General features: G+C 72.3%; 10 protein-coding genes. 1 reads left to right on the top strand and 9 read right to left on the bottom strand.

Annotated features, from left to right (window positions below; all coding sequences use genetic code 11):
* Positions 1–2: 2 nt before the first annotated feature.
* From D7W82_RS00585 to D7W82_RS00560, 7 genes are all read right to left on the bottom strand, one after another.
* Positions 3–641, bottom strand: a complete 639-nt coding sequence (locus tag D7W82_RS00585) for a hemolysin III family protein (RefSeq protein WP_120616432.1) — start codon at positions 639–641, stop codon at positions 3–5.
* Positions 642–750: 109 nt separating this feature from the next.
* A complete protein-coding gene (locus D7W82_RS40350; protein WP_158617547.1) occupies positions 751–909 on the bottom strand; it encodes a hypothetical protein in 159 nt (52 codons plus the stop codon).
* A 9-nt stretch (positions 910–918) separates the two neighbouring features.
* A complete protein-coding gene (locus tag D7W82_RS00580; RefSeq protein ID WP_120616431.1) occupies positions 919–1,137 on the bottom strand; it encodes a hypothetical protein in 219 nt (72 codons plus the stop codon).
* 32 nt (positions 1,138–1,169) lie between these two features.
* Entirely contained in the window at positions 1,170–3,341 is a 2,172-nt protein-coding gene (locus D7W82_RS00575; RefSeq protein ID WP_120616430.1) for a methyl-accepting chemotaxis protein, read from the bottom strand.
* 365 nt (positions 3,342–3,706) lie between these two features.
* Positions 3,707–4,381: a DUF6875 domain-containing protein gene (locus D7W82_RS00570; protein ID WP_120616429.1), complete on the bottom strand. Its 675-nt coding sequence runs from the start codon at positions 4,379–4,381 to the stop codon at positions 3,707–3,709.
* Between the two features lie 26 nt (positions 4,382–4,407).
* Positions 4,408–9,867, bottom strand: a complete 5,460-nt coding sequence (locus D7W82_RS00565; protein ID WP_158617546.1) for a non-ribosomal peptide synthetase/MFS transporter — start codon at positions 9,865–9,867, stop codon at positions 4,408–4,410.
* Between the two features lie 40 nt (positions 9,868–9,907).
* Positions 9,908–14,899 carry a non-ribosomal peptide synthetase gene (locus D7W82_RS00560; protein WP_147439168.1) on the bottom strand — a complete coding sequence of 1,664 codons (4,992 nt, stop codon included), beginning with the start codon at positions 14,897–14,899 and terminating at the stop codon, positions 9,908–9,910.
* 406 nt (positions 14,900–15,305) lie between these two features.
* On the opposite strand from D7W82_RS00560, the gene D7W82_RS00555 reads away from it, so the two are divergent.
* A complete protein-coding gene (locus D7W82_RS00555; RefSeq protein ID WP_120616426.1) occupies positions 15,306–16,871 on the top strand; it encodes a carboxylesterase/lipase family protein in 1,566 nt (521 codons plus the stop codon).
* A 75-nt stretch (positions 16,872–16,946) separates the two neighbouring features.
* On the opposite strand, the gene D7W82_RS00550 is transcribed toward D7W82_RS00555, so the two are convergent.
* On the bottom strand, positions 16,947–17,339 hold the full coding sequence (locus D7W82_RS00550; protein ID WP_120616425.1) for a hypothetical protein: 393 nt from the start codon (positions 17,337–17,339) through the stop codon (positions 16,947–16,949).
* Positions 17,340–17,415: 76 nt separating this feature from the next.
* Positions 17,416–18,118: hypothetical protein (locus tag D7W82_RS00545; RefSeq protein ID WP_120616424.1), on the bottom strand; the 703-nt coding region annotated here is incomplete at its 5' end.

The following is an 18,118-nucleotide window of genomic DNA, read 5'->3' as shown; positions in this document are numbered from 1 at the left end:
TCTTACCGCCCCACGAAGTCCAGCAGGACAGCGTAGTGCGTGGCGGCCGCGGCGACGACCATGACGTGGAACAGCTCGTGGTAGCCGAAGACGTGGGGGATGGGGTCCGGCCATCGGCGCGCGTACACCACCGCTCCCACGGCGTAGAGCATGGCCCCGAAGAAGAGCCAGCCCACGCGGCCCTGGCCCATCACCCCGGGCAGGTTCCAGAACACCGGGGCCGCCACGCAGCCCAGCGCCACGTAGAGCCCCGAGCGCAGTCCTCGCGACGCGGAGATGCCCGCGAGCGTCAGCGTGGCGCCCGTCAGCGCCGCGCCCCACATCACCCAGAGCAGCCTCTGGCTCAGGCCCCCCAGGGGGTCCAGCGTCGCCAGCGGCGTGAAGCTCCCGGCGATGAGGATGAAGATGGCCGCGTGGTCGAACCGGCGGATCCGCTGGTACGTCGCCGCGCTCCAGGTGGGCCAGTGGTAGCCGCCGCTCACGCCGAACATCAGCACCAGGCTGCCGCCGAACACCAGGTTCGCCGCGTACTGCAGGCCGTGCACCGGCAGCTGCGCCAGCCTCACGCAGCCCACCATCGCCGCCACGAACGCGATGACGTGGGACAGGCCTCGCAACCGGGGCTTCACACTCTCTTCCATGGCGGTGCTCGTACTTCCCGCACGTCATGGCTTCGTCAGCGCGTTCGCGCCTTCGCGCCCCGGACGTCGCGTTCTCCACGCATCGCCCCGGACGAGTGTCGCCCGGACGTCAGCGCGGGGCCCCGGACGGCACCCGGCACGCGGCGTGGCCCAGGACGACGTCCCCGTCGACGGTGCTCGTCGGCGTAGGCGTCCAGCCGGCGCGCAGCCTCGCGTCCAGCAGCTCATCCGCGGTAGGGCAGTGGTCCCACACGGAGACCGAAGTCACTCCGCCCAGTCAGGTGGTGTCAAAGACGAGGTAGCGCTCCTCGTCCCAGGGCAGCACCACGTCGTGGGTGAACTCGTCCTGGACCACCACCGCCGCCACGTCGCGCGGCGGCCTGCTCGCGAAGCCCCAGCGGACCACGTCCTGGAGCAGCGTGAGCGGCGCGAGCCGCCGCTCCAGGGCGGCTCGCCGCTCGGGGGACAGCCCGGAGTGGTCGGTCAGGGGCACCATGGCCCGGAGTGTAGCCGGGCCGGGCCCGGGCTTCACGCCGCCGCAGGCTTCTGCTGGTCGTCCAGCGTGCCGGAGCGCAGCGCCTTGCTCGCGGCCCCCGACATGACCTCCGCCAGCGTCTGCACGGAGCGCGTGACGGTGCGCGTCTCCTCCACGGCCTGGAGCGTGCGCTGCATCTGGCCGGACAGCTCCTGGATGGCCTGGGCAATCTGGTGCGTGCCCGAGTCCTGCTGCGCCACCGCCTGGGTGATCTGCCGCACGCTGCCCGTGGTGTCGCCGATGATGCTCGTCAGCTTCTGCAGCTGCGCGCCGGAGTTGCGGACCGCGTCCAGGCTCACCTGCACGCGCGCCTCGCCCTGTCCGCTCATCTGCGCTGCCTCGCGCATGCTCATGCTCACGCCGTCGAGCACGTCGCGGATCCGCTCGGTGGCGCGGATGGACTGGTCCGCCAGCCGGCGCATCTCCTTGGCCACCACGCCAAAGCCCTTGCCGCTGTCGCCGTTGCGCACCGCTTCGATGGCGGCGTTGATGGCCAGCATGTTGGACTGGTCCGCCAGCGTCTTCACGTCGTCGACGATGCTGGACACCTCGCGGGTGCGCTCGTCGAGCGCGAGGATGCGCGCGGCCATCCCCGACACCTCCGTGCGGATGGCGGCCAGGTCCGCCAGCGTGCGCTCCAGGGCGGCGCCGCCCTCGCGCCCCACCGCCTCCGCGCTCTCCGCGGACGCCGCGAGCACGCGCGCCTTGTCCGCCGTCAGGTGCGAGCCCTGGCGGATCTCCTCCACCGTCGCCTCCAGCTCGCGCAGCGCGGCGGCCTGACGGCTGATGCCCACCGTCTGCTCCTCGCTGCTGGTGTGCAGCTGCTGCACGACGGCGGCGAGCTCGTCCGCGCCGCGGCCCATGCCTTCAGCCAGGAGGCGCACGTCCTTGCGGCGCGCGTCCAGCTGGTGCGTGTACTCCGCCAGCGAGCGCACCACCTCCGCGGAGCGCCGCGCCACGATGGCCACGAGCGACAGCGTGAGCGCGAAGAAGCCCCAGTGCACCTGGCTGTCGGTGGCCTCCATCACGCCCAGCATCGGCAGGGTGCTGAGCAGCAGCACGACGGTGAGGACCCCCAGGCCCGCGACGAAGATGCGCGCGTCCTTGTTCCCCTTGAAGGCCTCCACCACCGCGACCCCCACGCACACCAGCAGCCCGGGCAGCGAGTAGAGGATGAAGGCGGAGAGCAGCCGCCACGCGGAGCCCAGATCCATCACCACGATGATCGCCTGGAGGATGGCCGGCACGGTGACGACCGCCGCGCCCCGGCGGAACCAGCGCAGCCTGTCCGTGCCCACGGTATCGGAGATGAACCACGCCAGGGCGGGCAGGATGGCGTACGAGCCCAGCAGCGTGAGGACACTGCCGGTGGCCGCCTTGCCCCAGAGCGCCGTGAACAGGCCGCTGGAGCCGAGCATCAGCGCGCCCGAGCCCGCGGAGAACACGGTCAGGGCGGCGAGCATCCGCCACTGGCGGCGCAGGACGGCGGCGAACAATGACACCGCGCCAATGCCGAGCAGCAGCGTCCCCATGACGAAGGGCGCCAGCCCCAGGCGCGTCACCTCCGCGAGCAGCTCCTGGCGCGAGCCCACCTTCGCGTCGCGCGTGACGCCGATGGCGGGCCCGTGGGCCTGGATGCGCAGGAGCACGCGGTGGCCCATCGACGCGGGCGGCACGGGCACCAGGTGCCAGACCATGTTCTCCATGAGCTCCTGGCCGTCGGGGGCCAGCGTCCCGCTGGAGTAGACGCGCTGGCCGCCGGCATAGAGCTCGAAGGCGTTGGCGACGTTGCCCAGGAAGAGGGCGGGCTCCAGCCACGGGCCCTGGGGCACGGGGATGCTCAGCCAGAGGAAGGTGTTCGTCCCCCGGCCCGGCGGCTCCTGGAGCGCGGTCACGGCCTGCCAGCCCGCCGCGTCCTCCGGCTCCGTCGCCCACGCGGGAACGCCGTCAGCGTCCAGCGGCGAGTCGCCCCACCGATAGCGCCACCCGTCGAGCGCGGGCTGGGCCGCCGCCGTCGCTTCTGCTCGCGCCACGGGCACGAACGCGAGGAGCATCAGCAGCGCGGACCCCACCGCCGTGAACCACGAGGCGAGGGGCTTCCGGGGGCCGCGGAAGGAAGTGAGCCGGAGCTGTAGGTCGAGAGCGAAGACACGGGAGCGACGCATTCGAGACGCATGCTCCAGCGTGAGGGGGTCAAAAGTAAAATGGGTCCCTCATGCCTCCCCGCCGTGCCTCCGGCCGCTGCGTTTCACGCGCTGTTCACAACACAGACGGAGGGACCGGATAGAATCGTAAAACATGAAATTGTTCTCACGGCCGGCGTGACACGGGTCCTGTCCCTGGACCCTACCTTGAGGGTTCAGCGCTCCTCTGTGCGCGCCATGAGACAGGCCCGGGTGGCTCGCGCACCCTGGAGGGGACCGGGCCAGCGAGGGCCCGGCACGGCGCCGCCTGAGACAGTGCGCGGAGTGAAAGAGCGGGCCGCCTGGACCCGGGTCCCATGCGTGCTTTCAGCACAGGGGCGAGTCCCTCAGCGCGGCTCGAGGACGCCCGGGTGCAGCCGGGCAATCAGCTCCTGCTGCTTCGCCGACAGCCTTCCGTTGAAGCGGGCCACGTAGGACTCCACCAGCGGGCGTGCGTCAGTGAGGAAGGGCAGGTCGCTGGTCACCATGTGGCGGATGACGAGCATGGGCATGGGGCTCTTCAGCGGCCGGAAGTCCGGGTTCCACAGGCCGGGGTTCGCGGGCGGCGCGCCGTGGAACTGGCCCACCATCAACCCGTCCGCCACGAAGGCGGGCTTGAGCCGCTCCTGCGGGCCGTCGATGAGGCGCGCGTAGTCCTCCGGCCGCAGGTCTGGGAAGAGGAGGAGGATGGACTTGTACTGCGCGTCCCGCCCCTCGCGCGGTTCCAAATGGAGAAACCAGTCGCGGTAGCGGAGCACCGTCGCTTCGATGTCGCCGGGCGTGAGGTCCGCGCCGCGGCGGACGGTGGGGAAGAACAGCGCCAGGTCCAGGGAGCGGGGCACGAAGGGACACACCAGCCCCGGCCGTCCCAGCTCCGGGTGTGGCGCGCCGAGGTACGCGCGGGCCCAGTGCACCGCCTGCCGGGCCACGTGCAGGTCGGTGCCGGGGGGGGCGTCTTGGTCGCCGGAGAGGTCGGACAGGTCGAACAGCCAGCAGGAAGCGTCGTCGGGGTGAACGCGCATGGAGGGGTCCTCGAAGGGGGCGGTGCCTAGGCGGCCTTCGACAGCTGGAGGTCGGCCTGTTGTTGCAGGGCGTCCTTGTCCAGGATGACGGGGTCGGGAATGGCGTCCGGCAGCGCGTCCTCCACGCGGCGCAGGGGGGCGTAGAGGAAGCCCAGGACGGTCAGCAGCAGGGACAGCACGCCGGTGAGCACCACCAGCAGCGCGATGCCACGCCCCGGCCCTTCGCCCAACAGCGGCGCGAGCGCGGACGCCACGCGTGCATCCGCGAGCAGCGGCGTGAAGACGCCATCCACCAGCCGGCCCGCGGCGAACGCCCCCAGCGGCATCAGCGAGCGCGCCAGCATCTGGTTCGCCGCCAGCACGCGGCCCTGCAACTCCAGCCCGACCTTCACCTGCACCAATGACAGCCAGTGCGCGTTGATGAAGGCCGTGCACACGCCGATGCCCAGCATGCCCACCATGGGGAAGCCGAGCGCGGGCCTGAGGCCCATGCCCACCGCGGAGACGCCGAACAGCGCGATGAAGCCAATCATGCCGTCCATGCGCCGCCGGGTGCCGCCCCAGAGGCTCATCACCAGGCTGCCCAGGAGCATGCCGGCGCCATTCATGGCCATCACCGAGCCCAGCCGCGCCGCCGAGGAGAAGGACAGCACCAGCGGCGTCACCAGCACGTTGGCGACGCTGGCCAGGAAGTTGCCCAGCGCGAAGAACACGGCCAGCGCCAGCAGGCCCTGGCGCTTCTGGAGATAGCGCCAGCCCTGCGTCACCTCCTGGAGGAAGGGCTCCTCCTGCTTGCGGAAGAGGGCGGAGGGGAAGCGCACCGCCAGCAGCGTCACCAGCGCGACGGCGTAGGTGGCCACGTCCAGCAGCAGGATGCGGTGCAGCCCCAGCGCCAGCATCAGCGCGCCGCCCAGCATCTGCGACAGCATCACGCCCGTGGCGCCGCCCAGCTGCGCGAAGCCGTTCGCGTGGCCGAGGTATCGCTTGGGCGCGAGCTGGGCCACGGCCGCCGTGTACGCGGGCTGCCGGAAGGCGCTCGTCACCGCGCTCACCACGGCCAGGACATACAAGTGCCCCATCTGGAGCGCCCCGGACCACGACAGCGCGGCGGCGACAGCGGCCGTGGCCAGCGTCAGCCCGTCACAGGCGAGCATGATCTTCCGCCGGTCCCACCGGTCCGCGAGCGCCCCCGCGATGGGCAGCGCGAGGATGCCGGGCAAGAGGCCCAGCGTGGACATCAGCGCGAAGCCGGACACCGCGCCCGTGTGCTGATACGCCCAGACGCCCAGCGCGAACGTGGACAGGCCCGTGCCCACCATGGACACGAGCTGTCCCACCGTCACCGTGAGGAACGTGCCCAGGCCCGGCGCGACCGTGCGCCCGGTGGCGAGGGCCTCGGGGCCAGGCGCGGGCTCGACGACCGCCGTGGGGCCCTGCCTCCAGCGCGCGGCCTGGCGCTGGCCCAGCGTGGCCAGTTCCACCGCCTGGTGCTTCTGGAAGAAGTGGCCCGCGTGGGGGATGACCTCCAGCGAGATGGCCCGGCTGAAGCGGCTCCACTCCAGGAACTCCTCCTGGTGGAACTCCGTCGCGCGGTCGCGCTCGCCCACCACGCAGACCAGGGGCGTGCGCAGGGGCGGGCCTGTCTCGCCCCGGTAGGCGCGCGTGTAGAAGTCCTCCGCCTCCCGGCCGTCGTGGCGCATGTTGCGCGCCAGGAACTCCAGCTCCGCCGGGTCCTCGCCGCCAGAGGCGCCGCCCGTCACCAGCAGGCCGTCCACGATGGAGCGCGTGGACACCAGGCCGTCCGTGGGCAGCACCCTGCTGATGATGTCGAACAACGCGCCCGGCAGTCGCGGCATCGGGAACGAGCCGCCCACCATGATGCCCAGCAGCGGTGCCCCGCGCTCCTCCAGGTGCCGCGCCACCGCCACGGCCATCGCCGCGCCCAGGCAGTGGCCATAGAGCAGGATGGGGCCCGTAACGCGCTGGATGACCTCTTCAGCCACCTGGCGCGCGACGGTGTCGAAGGGCTGGAGCGCGTCGTCCCGGCGGGCGTAGTCGTGCCCGGGCAGCTCCACCGCGTAGAGCGCGTCCTTCGCGGCCATCCGCTCCGCGAGGTGGAGATAGGAGATGGCGCTGCCTCCGCCAAAGGGCACGCACACCCAGGTGACGCCGTCCGGCTTCGCGTCCGCTTTCGTCAGCCGGTGGAGCAGGCCCTGCTTCCGCGCGGTGCCTCGCGACAGGTGCTCCGCCAGCTTGCGCACGGTGGGGAAGCGGAACAGGTCCATCACGCTCACGTCGCGACCCATGCCGCGCACCGCGCGCACCGCCTTGAAGGACTCGCCGCCCAGCTCGAAGAAGTTGTCGTCGATGCCCACCTCGCTCACGCCGAGCACGCCGGCCCAGACGGTCGCGATGTGGGCCTCCCACTCGTCGCGCGGCGCCACGCGGGGCCCGGCGGACGGCGCGCGCTCCGCGCTGGGGGCGGGCAGGGCGAAGCGGTCCAGCTTGCCGTTGGGGTTGAGGGGCAGCGTGGGGATGACCACGAAGGCGCCAGGCACCATGTAGTCCGGCAGCGCGGCCCGCAGGCCCGTGCGCACGGCCGTGAGGACCGCGTCCGCCGTGGAGGCCCCGGCTTCCTCGAGCACCAGGTACGCCACCAGCCGCTTGTCTCCGGGGGTGTCCTCGCGCAGCAGCACCACCGCGTCCCGGACGCCCGCGTGGACCTGGATGAGCGCTTCGATTTCACCCGTCTCGATGCGGTAGCCGCGGATCTTCACCTGGTGGTCGATGCGGCCCAGGAACGTCACCGTGCCGTCCGGCCCCAACCGCGCCAGGTCTCCCGTGCGGTACAGGCGGCCTCCCGGCGTGTCGCCGAAGGGGTCCGGGATGAAGCGCTCCGCGGTGAGGGCCGGACGCCCCAGGTAGCCTCGCGTGACGCCCGCGCCGCCGACGTGCAACTCGCCCGGGACGCCGACGGGGACGGGCTGTCCCCGCGCGTCCAGCACGTACACGCGCGTGTTGCCCAGGGGCCTGCCCAGCGGCAGCGACGGGCCCCGGTGCGCGGGCGGCGAGGGCGGCGGCACGTAGGTCAGCGTGGCCACGGACGTCTCCGTGGGGCCGTAGTGGTTCTGGATGATCAGGTCCGGCGCGGCCTGCCGGATGGCGGCGACCAGCTCCCACGGGCACGGCTCGCCCGCGAAGACGAGCCTCGCGCGGGGCAGCAGGTCCGGCAGCGCGCGCAGGGAGCGCAGCGTCTCGAAGTGGCTGGGGACCAGCTTCAGCACGTCGATGGGGTGGTGCTTCAGGGAGTCCGCGAACGCCGCGGGATCCGCCGCGCGGTCGTGCGACAGGACGTGCAGGCAGCCGCCCGTCGTGAGCGCGCCCCAGACCATGGTCGTGCCCAGGTCCGCCGCGAAGGTGGAGACGATGGCGAAGTGGCTGGCGGGCGGCGCGTCCAGCCGGCGCAGGATGCCCTCCAGGTAGTTGCCGTAGGTGCGGTGCTCCACGGCCACGCCCTTGGGCTTGCCCGTGGAGCCGGAGGTGAAGAGCACGTACATCAGGTGCTCCAGCCCGTGGCGCCGCGCGGGCCGCGTGGCGGGCTGGCGCGCGAGGACATCCGCGTCCCGGTCCAGGCAGACGGCGCCCAGTGAAGGCGAGCCCTGGAGCGCATCCGCGAGGTGCGCCTCGGTGACGACGATGCGCGCGCCCGCGTCCTCCAGCATGAAGCGCACGCGGTCCGCCGGGTACGACGGGTCGACGGGCACGTAGGCCGCGCCCGCCTTCAGGATGCCGAGCACGCCCACCAGCGTGTCCAGCGAGCGCTCCAGGTAGAGGCCCACGCGGGACTCGGGCCCCGCGCCCAGGCCGCGCAGGTGGTGCGCCAGCCGCGATGCGCGCGCGTCCAGCTCCCGGTAGGAGTAGCGGCGGCCCTCGAAGGCCACGGCCGGGGCGTCCGGCGTGCGGTCCACGTGGGCTTCGAAGCGCTGCACCACGTCCAGCGCGGGCGGGTACTCCGCCCGCGTCGCGTTCCAGTCGCGGACGATGCGGGCGTACTCGTCAGGAGGCAGCAGGGGCAGGGTGGACAGGGGCGCTTCCGGCCGCGCCGCCATGCCCGCGAGCAGCTCGCGCAGGTGGCCCACCATGCGCACGACGGTGTCCCGCTCGAAGAGGTCGGTGTTGTACGTCACGGAGCCGGTGAGGCCCGAGTCCACGTCGTCCACGGACCAGCTCAGGTCGAACTTGGACGTGCGCGTGTCGAGCGGCAGCTCCTCCACGCCCAGGTCCGCGAGCGTGGGTGTGCTCCGGGGGATGTTGTTGACGGAGAGCAGCACCTGGAAGAGCGGGCCGTGCGCCAGGTCGCGCCCGGACGTCGTCGCCTCCACCAGCTTCTCGAACGGGAGCGCCTGGTGGTCCGCGACGGCGAGGAACTCCTCGCGCACCTTCTGGAGCAACTCGCGCGTGCTCGCCCTGCCCACGGGCCGCGTGCGCAGGGCCAGCGTGTTGACGAAGCAGCCCACCAGGCCCTCCAGTCCGGAGGCGTCACGCCCGGCCACGGTCGTGCCCAGGACGAGGTCCTCCTGGCCCGTGTATCGGTGGTACAGGGCGCTCAGGCTGGAGAGCAGGACGACGAACGGGGTGACTCGCTCTCGCTGCGCCAGCGCCCGCACCGCCTGGGACAGCGCGGGCGTGAGGTCGAAGGGCTCGATGGCGCCGTTCGAGGTGCGCACCGGTGGACGCGGCCGGTCCGTGGGCAGCTCCAGCAGCGCGGGCGCACCCTGGAGCCGGGCCTGGTATGCCGCCAGGTGGGATGCGAGGGCGTCACCAGACATGCTCGCGTTCTGCCAGTGCGCGAAGTCCGCGTACTGGAGGGCCGGCTCCGGCAGCGGCGAGGGCTGGCCCGCGACGAACGCCGCGTAGAGCGCGCCCAGCTCCTTCAGCAGCACGCCCATGGACCAGCCGTCCGCGGCGATGTGGTGCAGCGTGAGCAGCAGCACGTGCTCCGCGTCGCCCACGCGCCACAGGTCCGCGCGCAGCGGCAGGTCGTGCTCCAGCGCGAAGGGATGGCGCGCACGGGCCTCGACGGCGGCCTGGACCTGTTCGAGGCCGGAGCGCTCCGGTGTCACCTCGTGCCGGGTGAGCGTCACCCGGCCCGCGGGATGTGTCACCAACGCGGGGGCGTCGTCGCGGGTCGCGTAGGTCGTGCGCAGGACCTCATGGCGGCGCGCGATCTCCTGGAGCGCGGCTTCCAGCGCCTCCGCGTGGAGGGCTCCGGTGAGGCGCAGCGCGAGCGGGATGTTGTACGCGGCGCTGCCCGCTTCCCACTGACCCAGGAACCACAGCCGCCGTTGCACGGAGGAGATGGGCGGCTCCTCGTTCGGGGGACGGCGTGGAATGACGGGCGCGCGGGCTTCCTTCGCCCGCGCCTTCTCCAGGCGCTTCTCCAGCAAGGCCCTGCGGGCATCCAAACTCGGATTGGGGTCGCTCATCGTGATGGCTTCTCGGGGGTGGCGAGGAGGGAGCGGTGCTTCAGGATGCGCGGGAGGCGCCGGGGGCCAGCGCCTCGGCGACCTCTTCGTCGCTGAGCGCATCAATGTCGGCCATCAGCGCCTGCTCGATGCGCTCGGCGAGCGCGGCGAGGACGGGGGACTCGAAGAGCGCCCTCACGGAGAGGGGCACCTCGAAGCGCTCGCGCACGCGCGCCATGACCTGCGCGGCGAGGATGGACTGGCCGCCCAGCGCGAAAAAGTCGTCCTCCACGCCCACCGTGGGCAGGCGCAACACCTCACACCAGAGCTCCACGAGGATCTCCTCGGTGAGGGTGCGTGGAGCGACGGGCGGCGAGCTCCGTGCGTTGGCGTCATGCGCGGGCACGGGCAGCGCGCGGCGATCCACCTTGCCGTTCGGCGTGCGGGGGAACGCGTCCAGGGCGATGAAGGCGGAGGGCACCATGTGTTCGGGCAGGCGCTCGCGCAGCAAGCGCGGGAGCCCGTCCAGGGCCACGGGCGTGCCGGGAGTGCCCAGGACGTAGGCGATGAGCTGCTGGCCGCCCGGGCCCCGCTCGTGCACGGTCACCAGGGCTTCGTGCACGCCAGGGTGCTGACGCAGGGTGGCTTCAATCTCGCCCAATTCGATGCGGAAGCCGCGGAGCTTCACCTGGTCGTCCACGCGGACCACGAACATCAGCGAGCCGTCCGGCAGGAAGCGCGCGAGGTCGCCCGTGCGGTACAGCCGCTCGCCGGGCACGCGCGCGAAGGGGTTGGGGATGAAGCGGTCCGCGGTGAGGTCAGCCCGGCCCAGGTAGCCGCGCGCGAGCCCCGCGCCCCCGATGTAGAGCTCGCCCGTGACGCCGGGCGGCACGGGCTCCAGCCGCGCGTCGAGCACGTACACCCGGGCATGCGGGATGGGACGGCCGATGGGCGGAGCGCCGCCGCCGGGCTGGCAGCGGGCCATGGTGGTGCAGATGGTCGTCTCCGTGGGGCCATACGCGTTGATGAAGCGGCGGCCCGGCGCCCAGCGGTCGACGAGCCCGGCGGAGCACGCCTCTCCGCCCGCGATGACGGACATGAGCGCGGGCAGCTCCGTGGCGGGCAGGGTGGCCAGCACCGACGCGGGCAGGACGATGACGGTGACGGCCTCGTCGCGCAGCAGCGTGGCCAGCTCCGCGCCGCCCACCACGTCCGCGGGGCGCAGGAGCAGGGTCGCGCCCACCGCGAGCGTCATGAACACGTCCGACACGGAGACGTCGAACCCGAACGACACGAACTGCAGCACGGTGCTGTCCGGGAAGATGCCGAAGCCGTCAATCTTCGCGAGCACCAGGTTGTAGAAGGCCCGGTGCTCCACCTCCACGCCCTTGGGCCGTCCCGTGGAACCCGACGTGTAGATGACGTACGCGAGGTGCTCCGGTCCCACGCCGCTGTCGTGGGGCGCCGCCGGCTGTCTCGCCAGCACCTGCGCGTCGCGCACCACGTCCACCACCGCCGGCGCAAGGCCTCCCCTGGAAGCGAGGCCCGCGGCCAGGGCGTCCGCGCGAGCGCCCAGCCCGGAGCCGGAGACGACGACGCGCATTCGCGAGTCGGTCATCATGAACGTGAGCCGGTCGTCGGGATGGGCGGGATCCAACGGGACGTAGACGCCGCCCGCCTTCGCGATGCCGAGCACCGCGCAGACCAGCTCCGGGCTGCGCTCCATCAACAGCCCGACGCGCACCTCCGGCCCCACGCCCAGGCTCCGCAGGTGGGCGGCGACCTGGTTCGCGCGGGCCTCCAGCGCTCCGTAGGTCCAGGACACGCCCCCGGACCGCACGGCGACCTTCCCGGGCTCACGGCGCGCCTGGGCCTCGAAGAGGGTGTGGCTGCAACCCGAGGGCGGCGGATGGCCGGTGTCGTTCCAGGCCTCCAGCATCCGCTGGCGCTCCTGCATGGAGAGCATGGGCAGCGTGTCGAAGGGGGCATCCGGCCTGGAGATGGCCGCGCCCAGGAGCGCCGTGAAGTGCTCCAGCATCCGCGCGGCGGTCCCTGGCGCGAACAGGTCGGTGTTGTACTCGAGCGAGAAGGTGGGGCCCCCCGGAGGGAAGTCGACCACGAGCGTGAGGTCGAAGCGGGCCTTGTCGGTGTGCACCTCTCCGCCCGGCGCGGCGGTCAGCCCCGGCTGGAGCGTGGCCGGCGCGACGCGGTCCTGCACCACCAGCATCACCTGGAACAGCGGCGCATGGGACAGCTCGCGCCGCGCGCCGAAGGCCCCCAGGACGTCGTTGAAGGGCAGCGCGCCGTGCGCATAGCCATCGAGCGCCACCTTGCGCACGCGCACGAGCAGCTCGCGGAACGACGGAGTGCCCTGGAGGTCCACCCGCAGCGCGAGCGTGTTGACGAAGAAGCCCATCAACCCCCGGGCCTCGGAGGGGGCTCGGGACTCGTAGGGCGTGCCCACCACCACGTCCCGCTGGCCGGAGTAGCGCGACAGCCATGCGGAGAACGCCGCGAGCAGGGCCATGAACGGCGTGGCCTGCGCGCGCCGTCCCAGCGCCTCCAGGTCCGCGAGCAGGCCCCGGGGCACATCGCGGGTCAACGTGGCGCCACGGAACGTCTGGGCGGGCGGACGCGGGTGGTCCGTGGGGAGCGTCAGCACCGGCGGCTCGCCGCCCAGGTGCTCCGTCCAGTACGACAGCAGCCGTTCCCGTGTGGCGCCCTGGAGTTGCTCGCGCTCCCATGCGGCGACGTCGCGCGCCTGGACGGGGAGGGCCGACAGCGGCGACGCGAGCCCCCGCGCGAAGGCGGGGTAGAGCGCCTCCAGCTCACGGAGCAGCAGGTCCACGGAGGCGCCGTCGAAGACCGCATGGTGCGCGGTCAGCAGCAGCTGGGCGCGGCGGGCGTCCCACCGCAGCAGCAGCCCCCGCAGGAGTGGCGGCTGGTGCAGGTCGAAGGGGTGGAGCGCCTGCGCCTGCTCACGCGCGTGCGCGGTGGCCGCGGCATCCGCGACCCCGTCCAGGTCCACCACCGTCAGCGGAAAGGGGCCAGGGGGGACGACGCGCAGCCGGGGTTGGCCGTCGCGGGAGACGAAGCCCGTCCGCAGCACCTCGTGGCGGCGCAGCACCTCGGTGAGGGCACGCTCCAGCACGGCGACGTCGAGCGGCCCGTGGAAGTGCAGCCGCACGGACGTGTTGTAGAGCGCGGCGTCGTCGACGAGCTGGTCGATGATCCACAGCCGCTCCTGCGCGAACGACAGCGGGCCGTCCGCGTCCGGAGCACGCAGGACCCGAGGCGGCGGCGACGCGGGGCCGGCGTCCAGCCAGCGGGCCAGTCCCGCGAGCGTCCCTGCCTCCAGGACGGCGCGCGGCGGCACGTCCCGGCCCAGCTGCCGGTGGAGCTCCGTCGCCAGCCGGGCGGCGAGCAGCGAGTGCCCGCCCAGGTCCATGAAGTGCTCGTCCCTGCCAATCGCTTCCAGCCGCAGCACCTGACGCCACACGGGGAGCAGCCGCGCTTCGGTGGGCGTGAGGCCAGCGTCGGAGGAAACAGGCCGTGGCGCGGCTTCTGGAGCGGGGAGGGCGGCGCGGTCCACCTTGCCGGCGGCCGTGAGTGGCAGGGACTCCAGGAACACGAACGCGGAGGGAACCCACGGCTCGGGCAGCATCGCGCGCAGGCCCTGGCGCAGCGTCGCGGGCGTGACGGCTCCGCGGGCGACGACGTAGGCGACCAGCCGGCGCTCCGTGCCTGGATCCTCACGCACGACACTCACGCTCGCGCGCACCTCCGGAATCCGGGCCAGGGCGGTGTCGAGCTCCTCCAGCTCGATCCGCAACCCGCGCAGCTTCACCTGGTGATCCGCGCGGCCCAGGAACTCCAGCGCGCCGTCATCACGCAGCCGGGCCAGGTCGCCCGTGCGGTACATCCGCGCTCCCGGCACGCTGCTGAAGGGATCCGGCAGGAACTGGCGCGCCGTGTGGGGCGGGTCGCCCCAGTAGCCGCGAGCCAGGGTCGCCCCTCCGATGAAGAGGGCCCCCGGCGCTCCGGGCGCCACCGGCCGCAGCGCCGTGTCGAGCAGGTGGATGGAGACGCCCTCCAGGGGCCTGCCAATGGAGGGTGAACCGGAACCCTCCGGGAGGACCCGCTCGCGCGTCACGAAGACGGCGGTCTCCGTGGGGCCGTAGCAGTTGAAGACCGCGAAGGGCGCGGATGCATGGGGACGGACGCGCAGGGACTCGCCGCCGATGAGCAGCGCGCGCAGGGCTGGAGCTGCGGGCCAGGGCAGTGAGGCGAGCTGCTCCCCCAACGCGGTGGTGAGGAAGCAGACGTGGATGGCCCGCTGCACCAGCCACTGCTGGAGGCGCTCCGGCACCAGCCGCACGGTGTCGTCCGCGACGTGGAGGCTGGCGCCGGCGGACAGCGCGGGCCACACCTCCAGCACGGAGGCGTCGAACGCGGGGGACGCGAGGAGCGACACGCGGTCATCGGACGTCAGCGCGAACTCGCGCCCGAACGCCTCCGCGAAGTGCCGCACCGCCCCGTGGGTGACGGCCACGCCCTTGGGGCGCCCCGTCGTCCCGGACGTGTAGATGATGTACGCGAGCCGCTCCGGCGTGAGGGGCCTTCGCGGCGCCGCGCGGGCCCGGTCGCCCACGGGCAGCGCCACCGAACGGTCGACGGTGACGGTGCGCCGCTCTCCCTGCCCCGGCAATGACGCCTGCCGCGAGTCGAGCACGAGCACCCGGACGCCCGCGTCCTCCAGCACGTTCGAGAGCCGCTCCGCCGGCCACGCGCCCTCCAGCGGAACGTAGACGGCGCCCGCCTTGAGCGTGCCCAGGAGCGCGATGAGCAGCTCGGAGCCGCGCCGCGCGCACACGCCCACCCGGTCCTCCGGCCCCACGCCCAGCGCCTGGAGCTGGGCCGACAGGGCCTCCGCTCGCGCCTCCAACTGGCCATACGTCAGCCGCTCGTCCTCCCCGGCCAATGCCAGGCTTTCGGGCGCCTCAAGGGCCCGGGCCGACACCCGGTCCGTGAGCCACGGCGATTCCTCCCGCACTGCGGACGCAACGGGGCCCACGTCCGGTGGGTCCGGGAAGGCGAGTTTGTCTGTTTTTGACACAGGGCTGTCTCTTGTCAGGAACTGCCGGAAAGCCTTGGCGAATCAGGGATTGGCGTCTGGCTGGGGTGTCGGCGCTCGGACAACATGCAGGATGTTACAGCATCGCCTTTGGGTCCCAACAGGATGTGCTGAGTCTGACATTCTCCCAGGTTGGAATCCTCGCGGAGGCCCGCCATGACACGGGAAGCCGGTAGGGCATTGCCCTGATGCTCTGGAGTCGGGGGGCGCGTCGGCTGGCGGACGGGTGATTTCCTTTGGAATCCAATGCATTGACTCGCATGGATGAAACCTCTACTTCGCACCGGCCCGGCCCTGGCGCCGGGTCTCGTGGGGGGTTCCAAACATGGTCCAGCAGTCGGCTCCCGTCGTCAGCACGGTCGAAGGACAGCTCCAAGGCGTCGTGGAAGAAGGGGTGTATGCCTTCAAGGGCATTCCCTACGCCCAGCCTCCCGTGGGCGCGCTGCGGTGGCGTCCTCCCGCCCCGGTCGTGCCCTGGAAGCACCTCCGGCAGGCGTCCACGTTCGGCAAGTCCTCGCTCCAGTCTCGCGACGGCTGCATCGCGGGCGGCGGCGGCGACCCGTACCCGATGGGCGAGGATTGTCTCTACCTCAACGTCTGGACGCCTCGCGTGGACCCCCAGGCGAAGCTGCCCGTCATCGTGTGGATCCACGGCGGCGCGTATGTGATTGGCGCCAGCGGCCTGCCCCCGTACGACGGCGTGCCCATGGCGTCCCGGGACGCCATCCTCGTCACGCTCAACTACCGCCTGGGCCACCTGGGCTTCCTGGCCCACCCGGCGCTCCAGAAGGAGCCGGGCGGCGGCGCCGCCAACTTCGGCCTGTTGGATCAGGTCGCCGCGCTCCAGTGGGTGAACCGCAACATCGCGAAGTTCGGCGGGGACGCGGGCAACGTCACCCTCATGGGCCAGTCCGCGGGCGCCAAGAGCGTGCTGTCCCTCTTCTGCATGGAGTCCGCGAAGCCGCTGTTCCACCGGGGCGTCGCGATGAGCGTGTACGGCCTGGACGAGATGCCGCTGGACAAGGCGCTGCTCAAGGGCCAGGCGCTGATCCGCGACATGGGCGTGCCGGACGCGGAGGCGACGCCGGAGCGCATGCGCCAGCTGTCCGCGGAGTCCTTCTGGCAGCAGGCGCCGGAGCACTCGCTGGCGCCCGTGGCCGTGTGCGGCGACACGGTGCTGCCCCAGTCCATCCTGTCCACCTTCAAGGCGCAGCAGCAGGCGCGCGTGCCGCTCATCCTGGGCAGCACCAGCGATGACGTGAGCGTGATGACCGCCATGGGCCGCGACCCCATGGAGATCCTCCAGGCGCTCCGGGACAACAACGTCCCCATCGGCCTGCTCTACCCGGGCGTGTCACCGGACGAGGAGCTGGCGCGGCAGGTGTGCCGCGACATCGTCTTCACGCTCATCCCCCGGCAGGTGGCGGACCTGCACAACAAGGTCTCCGACGCGTGGCGCTTCTACTTCGAGTACACCGCCGCCGAGCTGCGCCCGGAGTACCCCGACGGCGTCCCGCACGGCTCGGACATCCCGTACTTCCTGGACACGGTGGCCCGCTGCCCGCCCACCCAGGACGTGCTCACCGACGAGGACCGTGCGTACTCGCGCCAGGTGAGCAACTGGATGCTCCAGTTCGCCCGCACCGGTGCGCCCGCGTCCGCGACGGAGTGGCCCAGGCACCAGCAGGGGGAGGACCGCACCCTGCGCATGCAGCAGCCGCCGAAGGTGGAGCACAACTTCATGCAGCTGCGCCTCAACGCCTTCCTGCTCGCGAGCGCCATCATCAACAGCTCGGACAGCCGCGCGGGGGGGAAGTCCGGCGCGCGGGGCAACGTCCGCCACACGGGGGCCACGCCCCAGAAGACGGGCCGGCCCGAAGGCACGACGTAGCCCCCGAGAGGCGAAGGGCCCGGGCGCGGGTGTCCGCGGCCGGGCCCTGCTGTTTCCTGCGCGCCGCGCGGGCTCTCAGCTGCTGAAGAGCACCAGCACGAAGGTGCTCGACTGGGGCAGCTGGAACACGGTGCCCTGGCGCAGCGAGCCCTTGAAGAAGGGCGCCGCGTCGTAGGCGGTGGCGCCCTTCAGGGCCTCCCGGGTGGCCTCCGGCAGCCACCCGCCGTCCTCCAGCTTCACCGTCAGCCGCGTGGGCTTCAGCCCGGCCTGGAGCGCCTGGGCTTCCGCCGCCGGGTACTCCAGCACCGCGAGCAACTGCGTGTCCGTGGGGCCCAGGCCGCCGGGGACGCCGCGCGGAGACATGCGCCACTGCACCGCCTGGGGGCGGCGCGGCAGCGTCACGGTCTTCTCCAGCGTCTCCAGGTCCGTTCCCGTCTTCGCCGCAGGCGCGGCCGTCTGTGTCGTCATGGATGCATTCCCCCCTGAGGGTTTGTCGCAGGCCAGCGAAACACACCCCGCGAGCAGGGTGGTCGCCAGCGTGCGCCTAACGGCCACCGATGGGCCGCGACGTCGCATTCTCGGGGCTCCCCTGGTCCCACGTCACGTGCCGCTGGAGCGTGCCGTAGTTGGTGTACTGGTGCCCCAGGCCCGTCTGCTCCAGCCGGCCGTTGGCCGCGTCCGGCGTGCCGGTGTTGATGTCCTGCTGGCCCGGGTTGAAGTTGTAGCGGTCCTCCGCGTGGAGCGTCATGTCCATCTCGAAGCGGGGCTTCCCGCCCGGCGTCTCCGGCGGGTAGACCGTCACCGTCGCGCTGTTCCAGACGGAGTGGCCGCCAATCGCCTTCTGCCAGTTCTCCGTCTCCGGGTAGGGGAACTGCTCGCTGGAGCCCACGCCAATCTGCGAGCCGGTAATCTGGAACGTCACCGGCTTGCCCGCGAGCGACGGGTCCTGGGCGATCATCTGGTTGTAGGTCGCCTCCGCCGCCTGCTGCGTGTCGCGCGTGGAGTTGGTGAGCACCGCCTGGCCGGCGGGGTCCGTGCTGACGAAGCGCTCGTAGTCGAAGTGCCGGTCCGCCCCGTTGCCGTGCAGGAAGTGGTCGTACGTGTCCAGGCCGTCCGGGATGTCGTTGTGCGGCACGCCCGGCACGCCCTGGATGGCGCGCGCGGCGTTGAGCTTCAGCTCCCACTCGGCCCGCGCCGCGTAGTCACCCAGGCCCGGGCTCTCCGTGGGGATGGGGTTGGGGTCGTTG

The organism is Corallococcus sp. CA049B (assembly GCF_003611685.1).
In the GTDB taxonomy this organism is placed as follows: domain Bacteria; phylum Myxococcota; class Myxococcia; order Myxococcales; family Myxococcaceae; genus Corallococcus; species Corallococcus coralloides.
Note: the sequence above shows the minus strand (reverse complement) of the source record. Positions and strands in the feature narration are given on the sequence as shown.

Bases quoted from the DNA above. Each gene is read 5' to 3' on its own strand.
- D7W82_RS00555 (WP_120616426.1), top strand. From the start codon at position 15,306: ATGGTCCAGCAGTCGGCTCCCGTCGTCAGCACGGTCGAAGGACAGCTC.
- D7W82_RS00565 (WP_158617546.1), bottom strand. From the start codon at position 9,867: ATGAGCGACCCCAATCCGAGTTTGGATGCCCGCAGGGCCTTGCTGGAG.
- D7W82_RS00575 (WP_120616430.1), bottom strand. From the start codon at position 3,341: ATGCGTCGCTCCCGTGTCTTCGCTCTCGACCTACAGCTCCGGCTCACT.
- D7W82_RS00580 (WP_120616431.1), bottom strand. From the start codon at position 1,137: ATGGTGCCCCTGACCGACCACTCCGGGCTGTCCCCCGAGCGGCGAGCC.
- D7W82_RS00585 (WP_120616432.1), bottom strand. From the start codon at position 641: ATGGAAGAGAGTGTGAAGCCCCGGTTGCGAGGCCTGTCCCACGTCATC.
- D7W82_RS00570 (WP_120616429.1), bottom strand. From the start codon at position 4,381: ATGCGCGTTCACCCCGACGACGCTTCCTGCTGGCTGTTCGACCTGTCC.
- D7W82_RS00550 (WP_120616425.1), bottom strand. From the start codon at position 17,339: ATGACGACACAGACGGCCGCGCCTGCGGCGAAGACGGGAACGGACCTG.